12 protein-coding genes are annotated in these 16,456 nt (G+C 58.6%); 5 read left to right on the forward strand and 7 right to left on the reverse strand.

Annotated elements, in window-relative coordinates:
• Positions 1 to 679 precede the first annotated feature (679 nt).
• The 5 genes from KW837_RS25640 to KW837_RS25660 all read right to left on the reverse strand — a co-directional run bounded on the left by KW837_RS25640 (position 680) and on the right by KW837_RS25660 (position 8,507).
• Positions 680 to 1,057 (reverse strand): DUF6124 family protein, encoded by a 378-nt coding sequence (locus KW837_RS25640; RefSeq protein ID WP_218398977.1) that lies wholly within the window; start codon positions 1,055 to 1,057, stop codon positions 680 to 682.
• Between the two features lie 620 nt (positions 1,058 to 1,677).
• Complete coding sequence (locus KW837_RS25645) at positions 1,678 to 4,086, reverse strand: glucose/quinate/shikimate family membrane-bound PQQ-dependent dehydrogenase (RefSeq protein WP_218398978.1); 2,409 nt, start codon at positions 4,084 to 4,086, stop codon at positions 1,678 to 1,680.
• Positions 4,087 to 4,303: 217 nt separating this feature from the next.
• Complete coding sequence (locus tag KW837_RS25650; RefSeq protein WP_218398979.1) at positions 4,304 to 5,686, reverse strand: carbohydrate porin; 1,383 nt, start codon at positions 5,684 to 5,686, stop codon at positions 4,304 to 4,306.
• A gap of 242 nt (positions 5,687 to 5,928) precedes the next feature.
• Positions 5,929 to 7,167, reverse strand: coding sequence for a serine hydroxymethyltransferase (gene glyA / locus KW837_RS25655; protein ID WP_218398980.1), 1,239 nt, complete (start codon positions 7,165 to 7,167; stop codon positions 5,929 to 5,931).
• A gap of 134 nt (positions 7,168 to 7,301) precedes the next feature.
• Positions 7,302 to 8,507, reverse strand: a complete 1,206-nt coding sequence (locus KW837_RS25660) for a benzoate/H(+) symporter BenE family transporter (RefSeq protein ID WP_123500600.1) — start codon at positions 8,505 to 8,507, stop codon at positions 7,302 to 7,304.
• 331 nt (positions 8,508 to 8,838) lie between these two features.
• On the opposite strand from KW837_RS25660, the gene KW837_RS25665 reads away from it, so the two are divergent.
• The 3 genes from KW837_RS25665 to KW837_RS25675 all read left to right on the forward strand — a co-directional run bounded on the left by KW837_RS25665 (position 8,839) and on the right by KW837_RS25675 (position 11,272).
• A complete protein-coding gene (locus KW837_RS25665; protein ID WP_218398981.1) occupies positions 8,839 to 10,227 on the forward strand; it encodes a PLP-dependent aminotransferase family protein in 1,389 nt (462 codons plus the stop codon).
• 161 nt (positions 10,228 to 10,388) lie between these two features.
• Positions 10,389 to 10,619: a VF530 family DNA-binding protein gene (locus KW837_RS25670; protein WP_007941719.1), complete on the forward strand. Its 231-nt coding sequence runs from the start codon at positions 10,389 to 10,391 to the stop codon at positions 10,617 to 10,619.
• A gap of 2 nt (positions 10,620 to 10,621) precedes the next feature.
• Positions 10,622 to 11,272, forward strand: coding sequence for a Pr6Pr family membrane protein (locus KW837_RS25675; RefSeq protein ID WP_218398982.1), 651 nt, complete (start codon positions 10,622 to 10,624; stop codon positions 11,270 to 11,272).
• A 171-nt stretch (positions 11,273 to 11,443) separates the two neighbouring features.
• On the opposite strand, the gene KW837_RS25680 is transcribed toward KW837_RS25675, so the two are convergent.
• Both KW837_RS25680 and KW837_RS25685 read right to left on the reverse strand, forming a co-directional pair.
• Positions 11,444 to 12,241: a siderophore-interacting protein gene (locus KW837_RS25680; RefSeq protein WP_218398983.1), complete on the reverse strand. Its 798-nt coding sequence runs from the start codon at positions 12,239 to 12,241 to the stop codon at positions 11,444 to 11,446.
• Positions 12,238 to 12,819 carry a PadR family transcriptional regulator gene (locus KW837_RS25685; protein ID WP_008072292.1) on the reverse strand — a complete coding sequence of 194 codons (582 nt, stop codon included), beginning with the start codon at positions 12,817 to 12,819 and terminating at the stop codon, positions 12,238 to 12,240. The genes KW837_RS25680 and KW837_RS25685 overlap by 4 nt, the downstream gene beginning before the upstream one ends.
• 513 nt (positions 12,820 to 13,332) lie before the next feature.
• On the opposite strand from KW837_RS25685, the gene KW837_RS25690 reads away from it, so the two are divergent.
• Both KW837_RS25690 and KW837_RS25695 read left to right on the forward strand, forming a co-directional pair.
• Complete coding sequence (locus KW837_RS25690; RefSeq protein WP_218398984.1) at positions 13,333 to 13,824, forward strand: CS1 type fimbrial major subunit; 492 nt, start codon at positions 13,333 to 13,335, stop codon at positions 13,822 to 13,824.
• A gap of 108 nt (positions 13,825 to 13,932) precedes the next feature.
• Positions 13,933 to 16,455: a CS1-pili formation C-terminal domain-containing protein gene (locus tag KW837_RS25695; RefSeq protein ID WP_218398985.1), complete on the forward strand. Its 2,523-nt coding sequence runs from the start codon at positions 13,933 to 13,935 to the stop codon at positions 16,453 to 16,455.
• Position 16,456 lies beyond the last annotated feature (1 nt).

Consider the following 16,456-nt stretch of genomic DNA (forward strand, 5'->3'; position numbering starts at 1 on the left):
GCCTGGATATTTCAGCTTGTGTGTTCAGGGTTTTGACAGGTGTTTGGACTTGGCGGCCTTTGGGCCGACCATGCTTTGGTTGGGTTGTGTACATATCCGTTGCTGCGGTAACGGCGGCTTATGGTTTCGCCCTTACGGCGAGGCACTTTTGGCAAACGCCCCAAAAGTACCCAAAAGGTCTCGCCCCAAGCGTCCGGCCCCTCGCTGAGGCTCGGCGTTCCTTCGTTCCGGTATCCATCTGGGGGCATCGCCCTACGGTCTGCTTCGCTACGACCTACATGCGATGGGTTCGACTGCGTCGAACGGCGCTGCGCGCCAATCCCCAGATGAACACCGGAACGAGGCCTCCCGAAGGGGCGGGTGGATCAAGATCAAAAGCTGCAGGCGAGCTAACGCTCGGCCTGTTGAGTGGTGAGGGGCGGGTGTACGCCGCTCCACTGTGGGAGCGGGCTTGCTCGCGAAGGTGGCCTGACAGCCGCCCAATCTCTCGCAGACATACGCCGACCCACTTGTAGGAGCGAGGCTTGCCCGCGAAGACGGCCTGACAGCCGACCAATTCCTTGCAGATATACACGATTCAATTGTGGGAGCGAGCCTGCTCGCGATGGCGGCGTGTCAGGCGACATCAATGTTGAATATCAGGCCGTCTTCGCGGGCAAGCCTCGCTCCTACAGGGGGATTAGCTGTGTGGCGCAGGTTTTGGTATGGCAACGTTATCCAGCATCCGGTTCACCGCCAGTTCTGCCAGCATGACGATCTGTTGAATCGCCATCACCGTGTGCCGGTGCGGCCCTTCCAGATAGCCCGCAATATCACTCGCCATCACACTGGCCTGGGCCAACGATTCACAGGTGTGGGCCAACAGGTCTTCGTCTTTGATATCCGGCGCAACCATGTACATCGTGCTCGGCTTGCGGGTCACGGGGGCTTTGAGGGCAGAGGGGTTGAGGTAGTGATCGAGCGCGCGGTTAGCGGCGTCGTGGAGTTTTTTTGAATCGTTGGATTCGTAGGGCGAAACGTTGTCGGTTTCTGGGAGATTCGGTGTTTCTTTGAACATGATGAAGCTCCAAGTAAGTAATGGAGCTGCCACTGATCGCCGCGACGCGATGGGGGGTGGCAGCTGTACGCAGGTTCGCGGACCGAGCTACTTGGAAACTCGGCATACCCGAAGGTATCCCGCGCACAGCCACCATGAGACCAAACGACAGGAACGTCGATTGGGGCCGGTGATTATGCACCAAGTAAGCTAATTCAGGCCGCGACGCCCGGTCGCTGATTTGCAGCGACCCCCAAAGCCTATCCATGCCACTTCCGAGCGACAACTGTCAAAACCTGTCGGAAAGTTCTCAAAAAATCACCACGTCTGTAGGACATGCGCGGATATCTCTGACTACCACAATCAGCTGTAGGAGCGAACTGTGGCGAGGGGGCTTGCCCCCGTTTGAGTGCGTAGCACTCACCAGATCTTTGGTTCATCAGCGGTTTTGGGGCTACTTCGTAGCCCCACGGGGGCAAGCCCCCTCGCCACAGTTCGCTCCTACAGGGATTTTGGGGGTGTTGGGATTGCAGCGCTGTCTAGTCCTGAAACAGGTGTAAACCTATTTCAGGACGGGACACGCCCACAAAAAAAGGCGACCCCCTCACAGGCGTCGCCTTTGCTTTAACTGCCGCTACCGCTTATTCCGACAGTTTGTACGCAATCACATAGTCACCCTGTTTGGTGCCCAGCGATCCGTGACCGCCCGCAACAACGAGCACGTATTGCTTGCCGTCTTTGCCGGTGTAGGTCATCGGTGTGGTTTGCGCGCCTGCTGGCAGGCGGCCTTCCCACAGTTGCTTGCCGTTTTTCACGTCGTAGGCGCGCAGGTACTGGTCGAGGGTGCCGCTCAGGAAGGCCACGCCACTGGCAGTGGTGAAGGTCCCGCCCAGGCTCGGTACACCCATGCTCAGAGGAATTGGAACCGGCGAGCTGTCGCGCACGGTGCCGTTCTTGTGCATCCAGATGGTTTTGTTGGTGGTCAAATCGACCGCCGCCACGTAACCCCATGCCGGTGCCTGGCACGGCAAGCCCATTGGCGACAACAGGGCTTCGAGGATCACGCCGTAAGGCGCGCCTTTGTTGGGCTGCACGCCTTCGGTTTCGCTGACGCGAGGGCCTTGTTTGGCGATTTCGGCGGCCGGGATCAGTTTCGATTTGAACGCCATGTAGCTCGGGTTCACGAAAGCAATCTGACGCACCGGGTCAACCGAGATGCCGCCCCAGTCGAACACGCCGAAGTTACCGGGATAAACGATCGAGCCTTGCAGCGACGGCGGAGTGAACATGCCGTCGTAGCGCAGGGATTTGAAGTCGATCCGGCACAGCATCTGATCGAACGGGGTCACGCCCCACATGTCGCGTTCCTTGAGGGTCGGCGGCACGAAGTTCAGGTCGGACATCGGTTGGGTCGGCGAAGTGTAGTCGCCTTCCACAGCGCCTTGCGGCACCGGGATTTCCTTGATCGGCACGATCGGCTGACCATTGCTGCGGTCCAGCACGTAGATGCTGCCTTGCTTGGTGGACGCGAGCACTGCCGGTTTCACACCGTCTGCGGTTTTCAGGTCCATCAGGGTTGGCTGGCCACCGACGTCCATGTCCCACAGGTCATGGTGGGTGAACTGGAAGTGCCAGCGCACCTTGCCGGTGGCGATGTCCAGCGCGGTCAGGCCGGCGGCGTGCAGTTCCGATTCAGGGGTGCGTGCGCCACCGAACTGATCCGGGGTCTGGTTGCCCATCGGCAGGTAGATCATGCCGAGTTTTTCGTCGACGCTGAAGATGGACCACATGTTCGGCGAGTTGCGGGTGTAGACCTTGCCTTCGGCAATCGGCGTGGTGTCGTCCGGGTTGCCGCTGTCCCAGTTCCACACCAGTTTGCCGGTGTGCACGTCGAATGCGCGGATCACGCCGCTTGGTTCGTCGATGGAAACGTTGTCGGTCACGTGGCCGCCAATCACCACCAGGTCTTTGGTGACCGCCGGTGGAGAGGTGGAGTAATAACCGCCGGCGGTGAATTCACCGATGTTGGTCGTCAGGTCAACCTGGCCACCGTTGCCGAAGTCTTCGCACATTTTGCCGGTGTCGGCGTTCAGGGCGATCAGGCGGGTGTCGGCGGTCGGCAGGAAGATCCGGCGCGGGCAGACGCTGGCCACTGGCGCGTTGGCAGTGCCGGTCGGGCTCTGCTCGGAAGCATAGGCGGCGTCATCGTGATAGGTCACGCCACGGCAGGTCATGTGCGCCCAACCCTTGAAGTTCGCCGCGTTCTGCGTGGAGAGCTTCGGATCGAAACGCCAGAGTTCCTTGCCGGTGTCCGGGTCCAGCGCGATCACCTGGCTGTGCGGCGTGCAGACATAGAGCATGCCGTTGGCTTTGAGCGGGGTGTTTTCGGCGGTGGTTTCGCCCGGGTCGTTCGGGCCAGGCAGGTCGCCGGTGCGGTAGGTCCAGGCGGGCACCAGTTTGTTGACGTTCTGCGGCGTGATCTGCGCCAGAGGCGAGTAGCGATCGCCATGGGCGCTGCGGCCGTAAGAGTTCCAGTCGCCATCGGGCATGGCCGGGGCGGTGTTGCTCATGCCAGGCACGGCGTCACGATCCAGTTCGCCTTTGATTTCACCGGGGTTGGTGAACAGGCTGGCCAGCGCAGCGATACCGGCGATGACCACGGCAGCGCTCAGCACGCCGGTGCCGACCGGGTTGAACTCGCCGGTACGCAACGGGCGACGGAACCATGGCAGCAGCATGACGATACCGAGGGCAAAGAGCAGCGCCAGACGTGGCACCAGTTGCCACCAGTCCAGGCCGACTTCCCACAGTGCCCAGACCGTACTGGCGAACAGCACCACCGCGTACAGGCTCAGCGCCGCATAACGGTCGGCAAGCAGCAGCCCACCGGTCAGCATCAGGCCGATACCGGCCAGCAGGTAATACAGCGAGCCGCCGAGCATGCTCAGCTTGATCCCCCCGGCCAGCAAGGCCAGGCCCATTAGTAGAAGCACGATACCGAGCAGGCTCGGCAGCAGACGGCTTCGACTGAAAGCACCATCAGCGCTCATAGTGTGGTTCTCCGTGACGTTTTAAGTAGTCCCGCGCAAGTTCACTGTAGATGACGATCTGGCGCGGGCAGGGTTCATATAAAAAACGGTTGGACGCCGCATTCCCTTGTAGGAGCGAGGCTTGCCCGCGAAGACGGATTAACATTCAACAAAAGATGCTGATTAATAGATCGCCTTCGCGGGCAAGCCTCGCTCCTACAAGGATTTGTGGTGATTCTTAGAACGACGACTGGATCTTGATCCCGCCAATCAGCGCGTCATCGACCTTGTCCACGCCACCGGGGTGGCGGATGTATTGCAGGTTCGGGCGCACGGTCAGCCAGTTCGTGACGTGCACGCCGTAATAGAGCTCGCTGCTGTATTCGGTGTCTTGCGGTGGCAGGAACGATGGGTCGTCGTAGTCGAAGACGGCGCGGGCCTGATTGGTAGCCTCGGCGTTCTTGCGAAAGGCCGGGTTGACGTGGACACGGGCCAGGGCAAAACCGATGTCGTCCCGGGCGCGGGCATCGAACAAACCTTTATAGACGACGCCGGCCTGGACGTAGTTGTCGATGGCGTTGGTTTTCTTGTCGTGCATCGTGCCATTGGCGAACACGCTCAGGCCCCGAGAGTGGTCACTGGCGCGGCTGGTCAGCTGCTGCTGAATACCGAGCCATACGCCGTGCTTGCTCGATGCGCTGCGATAAGCCTCGCCGCTGAGGGCTGCTGGCTGGCCGTTGCTGTCCTTGTAGACATCGGTGGCCTTGGCATTGCTGTAGTAATAACCGGCACGGTATTCACCCGGCAGGCCATTGAATTTCGGAGTCCAGACCAGCTCCACCGGCAGGATCGCGCCCTGTGTGCCGCTGCCGCTGAGCTTGAAACCATTATCGCGATCAAGGTTGGACGGGTTTTGCTCGTAAGCCCCGACCTGCGCGTACAACTGCGGCGTCAGGTGATATTTGACGCGCATCGCCCACTGGCTGACCGGCCAGTTGTACCAGATGTCGCCCACCCAGTTGCCGACCTGGGAACCGCAGAACGCCAGGTTCTGGAAGTCGCAGGGGAAGCTGTTGAAGTCTTCGCCCTCGCCGAAGCGACCAACCTTGATGTCGAGCTTCTGATCGAAGAATTTCTGCTGATACCACATCTGCGTCAGGCGCCAGGTCTGGCCGCGACCCCAGACTTCCTGAGCCGAGGTGAAACCGCCGACCCGCGGATCGTTGATTCGGTCGTTGCTGATGTTGTTGCCGTTGCGCTCGGTGATGGTCAGCTGAAATTCAGCGTCGTCCCAGCCCAAAATTTTCTGCAAGTCCAGATGAGTGCCAAAGCCGAACTGGTCGCTGTAGCGAGCGGTGCGGTCATGGTCATAGCCACCGTGCAGGTTGCTGCCCATTTCACCGGTGTAATCGACCTTGAAGTCGTAGCCCTTTTCCGAAAGTTCGGTACGCGTGCCGTTCCAGTCACCGAGCATCCACGGTGAATCGCTATCGAAGGCCGGCGCAGCCTGGATGCAGGTGGCGAGACCCAACGCGGTGAATCCGCCCATCAGGATGAGGGCTTTTCGATTGGCCACAGAGAGTAAGACAGCGCTGTCTCGCGGAGTTTGAAAATCAGGCATAGAGAAGGAGTTCTTGGTTTTTTTCTAAGGGGTGAACTGAACGCAGCGGGAATGCAGCAGGGGAGAAGCGTTTCAGCTGGACGGGCGTAAGGATAATGTTCTGTTACACATAGAGAAAGGGCTTTTACTGACATGGATCATTTCGGATTTCGTAACAGTCGGTTGCGACCGGTCGCCGCAGTGCCAGGTGGTGCCAAAAAAAAGGCGGACTCAAGCGTCCGCCCCCTTATGTTTCAGTGCCGTTAATTCAACAGATAGACCGGGAAACACTCACACAAATGCATCACCCGTCGACGGACATTGTCCAGCAGCGCCGCATTGGTCGGTTGCTCAAGCAGGTCGGCAATCAGGTTGGCCACTTCGGCACACTCGGCTTCGCCAAAGCCCCGCGTGGTCAGGGCGGGTGTGCCAATGCGAATGCCGCTGGTGATCGCAGGTTTTTGCGGATCGTCGGGGATCGCGTTCTTGTTCAAGGTGATGTGGGCGCTCTCGAGCAACGCCTCGGCATCTTTTCCGGTGATGTTCTTCGTGCGCAGATCGAGCAGGAACATGTGGCAATCGGTGCCACCTGACACCACCCGCACGCCTCGTCGAGTAAGGATGTTCGCCATGGTCCTGGCGTTGTCGATGACGCGTTGCTGATAGTGCTTGAACTCATTACCGAGGGCTTCGTTGAACGCTACGGCCTTGGCGGCGATGACGTGCATCAGAGGTCCACCCTGATAGACCGGGAATATCGTCTTGTCGAGCAACGCCGCATGTTCGCGTTTAGCCAGAATCAGACCGCCCCGTGGGCCGCGCAGCGTTTTATGAGTGGTCGAGGTGACGAAGTCGGCAATGCCGACCGGCGAGGGGTACAGGCCGGCTGCGATGAGTCCGGCGTAGTGCGCCATGTCGACCATCAGGTATGCCCCGATTTCATCGCATATTTTGCGAAAACGCTGGAAGTCGATGGTTCTGGAATACGCCGAGGCACCGGCAATGATCATTTTCGGCCGGTGTTCCCGGGCCAGGGCTTCCATCTCGGCGTAGTCGAGGGTTTCGCTGTGTTTTTCCAGGCCGTAAGAGTACGCGTTGTAGAACTTGCCGGAGAAGTTTACCGAGGCGCCATGGGTCAAGTGGCCGCCATCGGCCAGGGACATTCCCAGAATCGTGTCGCCAGGGTTGAGCACAGCGAGAAACACGGCCTGATTGGCCTGGGAACCGGAGTGCGGCTGGACGTTGGCATATTCGCTGCCAAACAGTTTGCAGGCACGTTCGATGGCGAGGCTTTCGATCTCGTCGACCACCTTGCAGCCGCCGTAATAGCGCTTGCCCGGGTAGCCTTCGGCGTACTTATTGGTCAGCACCGAACCTTGGGCTTCCAGCACTTCTTCGCTGACGTAGTTTTCCGAGGCGATCAGTTCCAGGTGGGTTTCCTGGCGGTTGCGTTCGCGGCCGATCAGGCGCGCGAGGGTAGGGTCTAAACTCTTCAGGCTCATGGAGTCTTCCTTTCAATAAGTGCTTCGGCCAAGGGGGCTGGTGCGTGATACGGCAACAGCCCTCGCTGGCCGTTACCGCGCGCATGCCCTTGAGACTATTGCGCCGCCGACCTCGATGAAGTCGTAACGAGCGGTCATGGTCGGCTGCCCTCGGCCACGGTGCTGGCTTTGCTTTCTCGGGTGTAGGTCAGTACGAAATGTGCCACGAGCCCGAAGATCAGCCCCCAGAATGCAGCGGCCAGCCCCAGGAAACTCATGCCCGAGGCGGTGACCAGGAAGGTGATCAGCGCCGCTTCACGTTGTTTCTCGTCAGCCATGGCGCCGGTCAGCCCGGCGCTGATCGCCCCGAACAGGGCCAGGCCGGCGAGCGAGGCGATCAGCTCTTTGGGCAAGGCAGAAAACACCGAAGCCAGGGTCGCGCCGAAGGTGCCCATCAGAATGTAGAACACCCCGCAGGCGATCCCGGCGATGTAACGCTTGTCGCGATCTTCATGGGCTTCGCGGCCGGTGCAGATAGCGGCGGTGATGGCCGCAAGGTTAAAGCCATGGGAGCCGAAGGGCGCCATCAAAACTGAACCGATGGCCGTGACCGAAATGATCGAGCGCGCGGGGGTGTTGTAGCCCGAGGTGCGCAACACCGCCATGCCCGGCACGTACTGCCCGGTCAGGGTGACGAGGGCCAGCGGCAGGCCGATATTGATGATCGCGTGCCAGCTCCACTGCGGGGCGATAAAGATAGGGTGGGCGACATCGATGGTGATCGAACCTGTGTTGAGTTCACCGAACGAGGCGGCCACGGCGCAGCCGACAATCAATACCGACAGGATGGCGTAGCGCGGTGAAAAGCGTTTGAAGATCAGGTACGCCGCGATCATTGACAGCACCAGGCTCGGCTGCAGCTTGATCGAGGTGAAGAGTTCGGCGCCGAAACGAAACAGGATGCCGGCGAGCATGGCGGCGGCGATGGCTTTTGGCAGGCGACTCATCAGTTTGTCGAACGCACCGGACAGGCCGACCACCGCGATAATCACCGAAGCCACCACATAGGCGCCGATGGCCTCGGGCAGGGAGACCGTGGGCAGCATCGACACCAGCAACGCCGCGCCTGGTGTCGACCAAGCCGTAATCACCGGAACCCGCAAACGCCAGCTCAATAACAGACCGGTAATGCCGCTGCCGATGGAAATCGCCCAGATCCAGGACGACACTTGATCATTGGGCAGGTGTGCCTCCCGGGCCGCCTGAAACACGATGATCAGCGGGCCGGCATAGGAAATGATCACGGCGATGAAGCCTGCAATGACCGCTGACAGGGATAGATCCTTTCTGAGTGTGTCCATGATGTCTCGACTTGGCGTGGCGGGCACGCGGTGATTCAGAATTGAGATTGAGTCGATTGACTCGATTCGAGATGAGTGTATTTGAATGAATTGAGTTGATTCAATAGGCGAGAAGGTTGTTACGAGATGTTTTTTTGCTATCAAGGGGTATTTGTCAGATTTTTTCCAAATAACTATTTGATTTATAAATAAATATTGCTGTTGAAAAATATTTTTTATGAAAAATGATTTTCGATTAAATCGCCGAATCAATCGACTCAATTTATTAGTTGCCTAACCACCATGTGATATGCTCGGATATTCATCATTTCTACGATGGTAGTGATCATTCATGTGGGTTCCTCAGCTAAGCGAGTTCAGCCAGCCGATGTATTTGTCGATTGCCGACGCGTTGGCGCGCGATATCAGCAACGGCGTGCTGAACGAAGGTGATCGTCTGCCGACTCTGCGGGAGCTGGCCAACACGCTGAATGTCACGCCCGGTACCATCAGCCGTGCCTATAGCGAAGCCCATCGGCGGCGTCTGGTGCAGGGGGAAGTGGGGCGTGGCACTTATGTACTCAACCAGAAGCAGTTGGAATTGCCGGCCAGCAACAGTGCCGTCTCGCTGAATCTTGGGCAGTCTGAATTACTGGATCTTTCGATCATCAAGCCTTACAGCGAAACCCTGGAATACTGGTTGCGCGGAGCATTGGTGGACATGGCCAAAAGCACGGATTTTGCCCATGCCCTCGATTACGCACCCGATGGCGGTCATCCGGCTCATCGCGAGGCGGGCGCGCAATGGCTGCGCCATTCGTTGCCCGATGCGCAATGGCAGCAAGTGGTGATCACCGCCGGCGCACAGCATGGTTTGATGGTCGCGATGAGTGCGCTGACCAACGCCGGTGATCTGGTGCTCTGCGAGGCGCTGTGCTACCCCGGCATCATTTCCCTTGCCCATGGGCTGGAACGACGTCTGCGTGGCGTGCCAATGGACGATGAAGGGATCATTCCCGAAGCGTTACGCGAACTGTGCCAGCGTGAGAAACCGGCGATGCTGGTCTGCGTGGCGACCTGTCAGAACCCGACGGCCGCAATCATGTCGCAAAAACGTCGGGCGCAGATCGCGGCATTGGCCGATGAGTTCGACTTCATCATTCTGGACGATGACATCTACGGTTTTCTGGCCACAGACCCGTCGATCAAACCGCTGTCGGCGTTTGCCCCGGATCGTTCGGTGTACCTGACCAGTCTGTCGAAGTCGGTCATGCCGGCCTTGCGGATTGGCTATCTCTATAGCCCGCCGAAACTGCTGTCACGCCTGACCTCCATGGTACGCAGCAGCGTCTGGATGCCGTCGCCATTGACCGCTCAGTTGGCCAGTAATGTGATCACGCAGGGGTTGGATAAAAAGCTGATCCGTATTCAGCGCAACGAAGCCGCCGGGCGGCAGGCGATTGCTCAGGAAATCTTCGCCAATTTCGAGCTCAAGACCCAGCCGTATTCCTACCACGTCTGGTTGACGTTGCCCGAACCCTGGACCAGTGACGAATTCACCATGCTGGCCCGTGCCAACGGTGTGCTGGTCCTCAGTGGCACCCAGTTCCAGGCCGAACGTAGCGGCATTACCCGCTGCGTGCGATTGGTGTTGATGTCGCCCACCAGCCAGGACGAATTGAGGTTTGCCCTGACCAAGCTGGCCAGTCTGATCGATTCGGACCCGCGTCGTTATTACTGAGTCCTGGCAGTATCTCCTGACGTTTGCCCCTCAGATGATGGCCAACTCGCCTACAGTTAATTCAGCATCTGACGAATGCCTCTGTCCGGAGCTCTTCCACCGGGCGAAAGCCTCCGCTAAGGTGCGCGGCTTCCCATCCTTTCATCGCTCGAAGGCCCGGCATGACCGAACAGAACACCAACCCCCTGCACGGCGTGACGCTGGAGCAAATCCTCAACGCCCTGGTTGAGCACTACGAATGGTCGGGGCTGGCCGAGCGTATCGATATTCGCTGCTTCAAGAGTGACCCGAGCATCAAGTCGAGCCTTACATTCCTGCGCAAAACCCCATGGGCGCGGGAGAAGGTCGAACGCCTGTACGTGAAGCTGATGCGCACCAAGCGACCGGTCTGAGCATGGTCATACCCTCGACCGCGAGGCGTCGTTGTGTTGCCGTGGCGGCGATTCTGGGCTGGGCGGGTTTGAGCATTCAGATGTACCTGATTCTCTATGCCCGCTGGAGTATCGCGGCCAGTCTGCTGGGTGGGCTGGTGAGTTTTTTCAGTTTCTTCACCGTGCTGACCAACACGCTGGTGGCGGTGGTGCTGACCTGTGAACTGACGTCCCGCGAATCCGCTGCGCGCCGCTGGTTTTTACAGCCGTGGGTTAGCAGTGCAATTGCGGTGAGCATCGCCGTGGTCGGTTTGGCGTACAGCCTGTTACTGCGTCATTTATGGCATCCCGAAGGCTGGCAATGGCTGGCCGACGAGCTGATGCATGACGTCATGCCGCTGCTGTTTCTGGTTTATTGGTGGTTCTGTGTGCCCAAAGGTACGTTGCGCCTGCGGCACATTGCGCTGTGGATGATCTATCCGCTGGTGTACTTCGGCTATGCGTTATGGCGCGGGCATCTGCTGGCGGTTTATCCCTATCCGTTCATTGATGTGGACAAGCTGGGTTATCCACAGGTGTTTGTGAATGCAGGGGGATTGTTTGTGGGGTTTGTGCTGATTGCGCTGGTGGTGATTGGGTTGGATCGGTGGCGAGCCACTACACGCACTTTGTAGCAGCTGGCGTAGCCTGCGTTCGGCTGCGCAGCAGTCGTAAAGTCAGACAACGTATAGCATCAGGTAAATCGAGTGCTCAGGTTCTACGACTGCTTCGCAGCCGAACGCAGGCTGCGCCAGCTGCTACGGATCGCGGGATGACTGAGCTCCTCGCCACAATATGAATTGCTGTTATTCCTCGTCACTGTCATCCAGTCGCCAGTAGCCGACCGCTTTGACGAATTGCTCATCCAGCCCATGCTCATCGAGCAATACCCGGCGGATCTGCCGCGACACTTTGGACTCAGTTGCCACCCACGCATATAGATTGCCATCGGGCACCTTGATCTGTTGCACGGTGGTCAGCAGGTTGTTTTTGCCTCCCTCACGCAGCACCCAGGTCACATCGACCTGGGCGGCGCTTTCCAGGCGTTGTTGTTCGGCGCCATTTTCCACTTCCACGATCACCAGCGCACGTCGATTGGCAGCCAGGCCTTCGAGCCGGCGGGCGATGGCGGGCAAGGCGGTTTCGTCGCCAATCAGCAGGTAGCTGTCGAAGATGTCCGGCACGATCATCGAGCCCCGCGGCCCGCCGATGTGCAGGAACTGGCCAGGTTTGGCCTGCTCGGCCCACGTCGAGGCAGGGCCATCGCCGTGCAGCACGAAGTCGATGTCCAGTTCCAGGGTGTCGAGGTCGTAGCGGCGCGGGGTGTAGTCACGCATTTCGGGCAACGGGCCGTTGTCTTTGCCGGCGCCCAGCACCAGGTTTTCCAGCGCTGCCTCTTGCTCGGCATTTTGCGGGAACAGCAGTTTTACATGGTCGTCCGTTCCGAGGCTGACGAAGCCTGCCAGCTCAGGACCACCCAGCGTAATCCTGCGCATACGCGGCGTCAGGTCGACCACTCGCAACACTTTCAGGCGACGGCGTTTGAGCTCATGCATGACGCGGTGAATGGATTGGGATTGGGATTGCAGGATCACGTCAGTCATTCGGCTTTCTCCTGAACAGGTTGAACAGCGGGGCCATCGACGATGGCCTTGGCGGTGTTGTTGAGCAGGTCGCGCACTCGCAGGATTTCTTCCGGGCTCCAGCGACCATGGTGCATTTGCAAGGCATGGCGCAGGTTGTGCACCGCTTCGTGAATTTCGGCGGGGCGGTCATGGCCGCGCAATGAGCGCTTGCTGACTTCGATGCGCATGCGCACGCCGTCCAGGGCAATCGCTTGTTCACTTAAAGACAGACGTCCGGCGTCGGTGATGCTGTAGCGTTTTTTTCCGCCTTCGGCATCGCCCAGGATCATTTCGCTTTCTTCAAGGAAGGTCAGGGTTGGGTAGATCACACCGGGGCTGGGGCTGTAGGCGCCGTCGAACATGCTTTCGATCTGGCGGATAAGGTCATAGCCATGGCACGGCTGCTCGGCGATCAGTGCCAGCAGCAGCAATTTCAGGTCGCCGGGGGCGAATACCCGTGGGCCGCGCCCACCACGTTCGCGGCCAGGGCCGGGGCGTTTCTCGAAGCCGTCGCGGCCTTCGCCGTGTTCGCGGTGGGGGGAATGATGGTCTCTCATTTTTGCTTGCTCTCGTCGTGTTTAGATACAACGTAAGATATATCTTAAAGCCGGAGCAAGCGCTTCAGACCAACGGCGCCTCTGTGCTCGGGACGAAAAAACAATCCGACGAGGAAAAAACACAAAGGAATTCATATTCTCGCGCCTGTTAATTACAGAGAATTAGTGTTAACTCTCTAATACGTGGACATTAACCTTTAATTTCAGGGAGTGTGGTACTTGTCTTACGGAAATTGCACGGTATTGCACAAGTAAGGCAGGTCGTGTTTTGCATGATTTGTAGTCCGTCTCTTACAGTCACTGTTTGATTATTTCAATATGTCGGGTTTTTTCACGCTGCAGCCATGTCCATTTGGCTACACGCTCATCAGAAGTTGCCTGCTTACTTTCGGGAGGGATTGCTTGATGATCTTCCGGCATTGAAAGTTCAACAAAACCTCTGACGGTTATATGGCCGATCACAGGCTTTCGGACTTCAATGAGCCAATCCTTAGATAAAAAGACAGGTATTAGATGATGTTCAAGAAAATTGCGATGACTGCTCCACTGGCCATTCTGGCACTCAGTTCTTCTGTGGTTTTTGCCGCAGGGGAAGCACGGCATTCCATCAGTCTGATCGCCACCGTTCCGGAAAACGGTTTCTACGTGGTTCCTGTCGATCCAGACCTGGTCAATAAGGATCAGGACATGAGCCCAGGCGTAGGCGGTAATACTCTGACGCCAATTACCGGCTTTTTCGATGTGCGCAACAACAACGGTTCGGTTCACGCCAGTGTAGAAGGGACACCACGTCTCTACGGTGGGGCCAACACGATTGATCTGGTCGTAGCGTTCAACGGCATTGCCCTCACCAATACGCCGCAAATGGTTGTCGGTGAACAGGAGTCGGATGTTAACTATCGCGCACCGATCCGCATCAGCGCGGTGGGCTCCAACCACCCGGCGGGCGATTACACCGGCGCCGTTGCCATCGTTTATGACGCTGTTCCGCCTGTTGCACTCTAAGCGTCACGCAAGACCCTGAAACGCTTACTTGTCCAAGTAACGCAACCGGTCGGTAAGTATTTTTTTACCGGCCGGGCTTTAATCTATTGGTAATTAGAGTACGTGTTCATGTTCCCGATGACGCCCATCGCGGCTGCGCTTGCGTTGCTGCTTTGTAGTAGTGCATTTGCAGCGCCCGCCACTGTTGCTAATACGCCGAGAAGTTTGTTGTCTCAGGCCAAAGGTTTGCCGGCGGACTTCGAAGAACACTTCTTTGATGTTCCGTTAGCGGTTCGGGTTGAACTTGATCAACAGCCATTGGGTGAGGCGATGATTATATTGTCTCGCGATGATCGCATTACCTTACTTGAATTCACCGACACCAGTGACAGTAACATTGGTGCCGTCGAACGTGATGCCTGGGCAACTTACCTGAAGTCGGGCGTGGCCCTTGGCGCCTGCACGGGTGCGTGTCCGGAACAACTGCAGGCGATCCACTACAACCTGCAAAATTCATTGGTGTCCATCGGTACTGAAAACGCCGAACGCGACACCGAAGCCAAGCGCTATTACGACCAGCCCGAGGGCGGCAGCAGTGGCTTGATCGTGCGCAATCAGCTCAACCTTAATGGTGGGCAGGAACAGGATCTGGGCGGCCGTTTTGGCCTGGAGGCCAGTGGCAGCCTGGGCAATTGGAGCCAGACATTCAACATGCAGCTGGCCCGTCTCGGTGGGCCCGATGACAAGCTTTATCACGCCATTCATGAACTCCATACCCAGCGTGAATTGCAAGGCAGCTTCTTTCGCCTGGGCTTCTTTACCCCCAATTCCGAAGGCCTGACCCGCCAGCCGCGCACTTTCGGCACCAGCCCCGATACTGCGATGGGCATGATGTTCGGCAGTTCCGACAGCCTGGCGATCGATACCCCGAAACCGAGCGTCTATCCGATCTACGTCACTGCCAACCGGCAGGCTTCGGTGGAAATTTTCCGCGACGGTTTGCTGATCAATACCCAATCGGTGCCGGCCGGCTTGCAAACCCTCGACACCCGGCCGTTGCCCGGTGGCATTTACGAAGTGGAAGTACGCCTGATCGAAGACGGTCAAATCACCTCGACGACCCAGGAGCTGGTGTACAAGCCGAACAACTGGCGCAACGTCGATGAGCGTTGGCGCTACAACCTGTTTGCCGGGCAGGAACGCAAACTGTTCAGCAACTGGGATCAACAGACCAGTGGTGATGCCACGGCGGGCGCGTCGATCAACTACCTGCTGCACCCCAGGGCCATTCTCGGACTGTCGTTGCGTCAGGTACGCGAAAAACTGCAATACGGCAGCTCCATCGACTGGACCCTGGCCAACAGCCTCAGCGTTTACGCCAACGTGTATCAGACCGAAGACCATGGCACCGGGGTCGATCTGCAAGGCTTGTACAACTATGGCTCTGGCAGCCTGGTGGTCAGTCATAACCGCAGCTGGCTCGACACCACTTACACCTATGACACCCTGCCCGACGGCACCCGGGTGCGCCAACAAAATGTGTTCACCGGCCAAACCAGCAATTCATCCCTGGCGCTGAGCCACCGCATCAGTCGCAAAAGCTCGGTCAACGCGCGGGTGTCCCACAGCGAAGGCAATGTCGAAGGCGTTGGCGTGGACCTGGGATGGACGCAGCGCGGCGAGCTGTTTGGCAGCGATGCCAGTTGGCGCCTGTCGCTGTTCGATCGTCCCGGTAGCTACAGCAGCGGCAATGATCGTAATCGCGGCGTCGACCTGAGTGTCAACGTCGCGCTGGGGGCACCGGGGCAACAACTATCCGGCAGCATCGGTTCGCGCACGGCGCGCGATGGCAGCCGTGACAACAACGCCTCCCTGGGTTACCGCAAAGACCTGCAGGACCACATATTGCAGAGCGTTTCGGTGACGGCACTCACCGACACCTATGGCGTCGGCGTGTCGAGCCTGGCGAACTTTAGTACCGACACGATCCGGGGCGACGGGTTTGTGCAGCGCTCGTCCTACAACGGCAACTTTACCGGTGGCCTGAACCTGGACAGCACGGTTGCCATCGGCGCCCAGCAGATGGTGATGACCAGCCAGCCTCAGGGGCGGGGCGCCGGGATGATCGTCGATGTCGAGTCCGATATCGACGGCATCGCCTTGCGTGCAGACGACCTCAGCGGCGGCAGCGCCGCCTTGCGCCCGGGGCGCAATTTCATCCCCATCACCGCCTACAAAAACAGCTCGGTGAGTTTCGACTTCGAAGGCAATCACGTCCCGGCGGCGACCATCGAGCCGGCGCGCACCCGTTATCACCTGAACAAGGGCGGGGTGGAGTACCGCAAGGTGCGCGTGATGAAAACCCTGACCGTGCTCGGTCGTTTGCTCGACCCACAAGGCCGTCCCCTCAAGGGCCATCACGTGATCAACCACGCCAGCCGCGGGGTGAGTGAAGTGGACGGGTTCTTCTCCATGGAAATGAACGCCGGCTCGCCGACCCTGCAAGTGCGTTACGCCGATCAGTTGCTGTGCCAGTTCCGACTCGATACCGGCAAGTACCGCAGTGAAAACGACGTGCTGATGATCGGTGACCTGCGCTGCAGCCCGGACACCTTGGCGGACGCCACCCACATGACTGAGAAGGCGGGATGAT

The sequence above is a fragment of the Pseudomonas sp. PDM24 genome (assembly GCF_019218905.1).
GTDB lineage: Bacteria > Pseudomonadota > Gammaproteobacteria > Pseudomonadales > Pseudomonadaceae > Aquipseudomonas.

Bases quoted from the DNA above. Each gene is read 5' to 3' on its own strand.
- KW837_RS25670 (WP_007941719.1), top strand. From the start codon at position 10,389: ATGACCGAACAGAACACCAACCCCCTGCACGGCGTGACGCTGGAGCAA.
- KW837_RS25680 (WP_218398983.1), bottom strand. From the start codon at position 12,241: ATGACTGACGTGATCCTGCAATCCCAATCCCAATCCATTCACCGCGTC.
- KW837_RS25675 (WP_218398982.1), top strand. From the start codon at position 10,622: ATGGTCATACCCTCGACCGCGAGGCGTCGTTGTGTTGCCGTGGCGGCG.
- KW837_RS25695 (WP_218398985.1), top strand. From the start codon at position 13,933: ATGTTCCCGATGACGCCCATCGCGGCTGCGCTTGCGTTGCTGCTTTGT.
- KW837_RS25640 (WP_218398977.1), bottom strand. From the start codon at position 1,057: ATGTTCAAAGAAACACCGAATCTCCCAGAAACCGACAACGTTTCGCCC.
- KW837_RS25645 (WP_218398978.1), bottom strand. From the start codon at position 4,086: ATGAGCGCTGATGGTGCTTTCAGTCGAAGCCGTCTGCTGCCGAGCCTG.
- KW837_RS25685 (WP_008072292.1), bottom strand. From the start codon at position 12,819: ATGAGAGACCATCATTCCCCCCACCGCGAACACGGCGAAGGCCGCGAC.
- KW837_RS25650 (WP_218398979.1), bottom strand. From the start codon at position 5,686: ATGCCTGATTTTCAAACTCCGCGAGACAGCGCTGTCTTACTCTCTGTG.
- glyA (WP_218398980.1), bottom strand. From the start codon at position 7,167: ATGAGCCTGAAGAGTTTAGACCCTACCCTCGCGCGCCTGATCGGCCGC.
- KW837_RS25665 (WP_218398981.1), top strand. From the start codon at position 8,839: ATGTGGGTTCCTCAGCTAAGCGAGTTCAGCCAGCCGATGTATTTGTCG.
- KW837_RS25660 (WP_123500600.1), bottom strand. From the start codon at position 8,507: ATGGACACACTCAGAAAGGATCTATCCCTGTCAGCGGTCATTGCAGGC.
- KW837_RS25690 (WP_218398984.1), top strand. From the start codon at position 13,333: ATGATGTTCAAGAAAATTGCGATGACTGCTCCACTGGCCATTCTGGCA.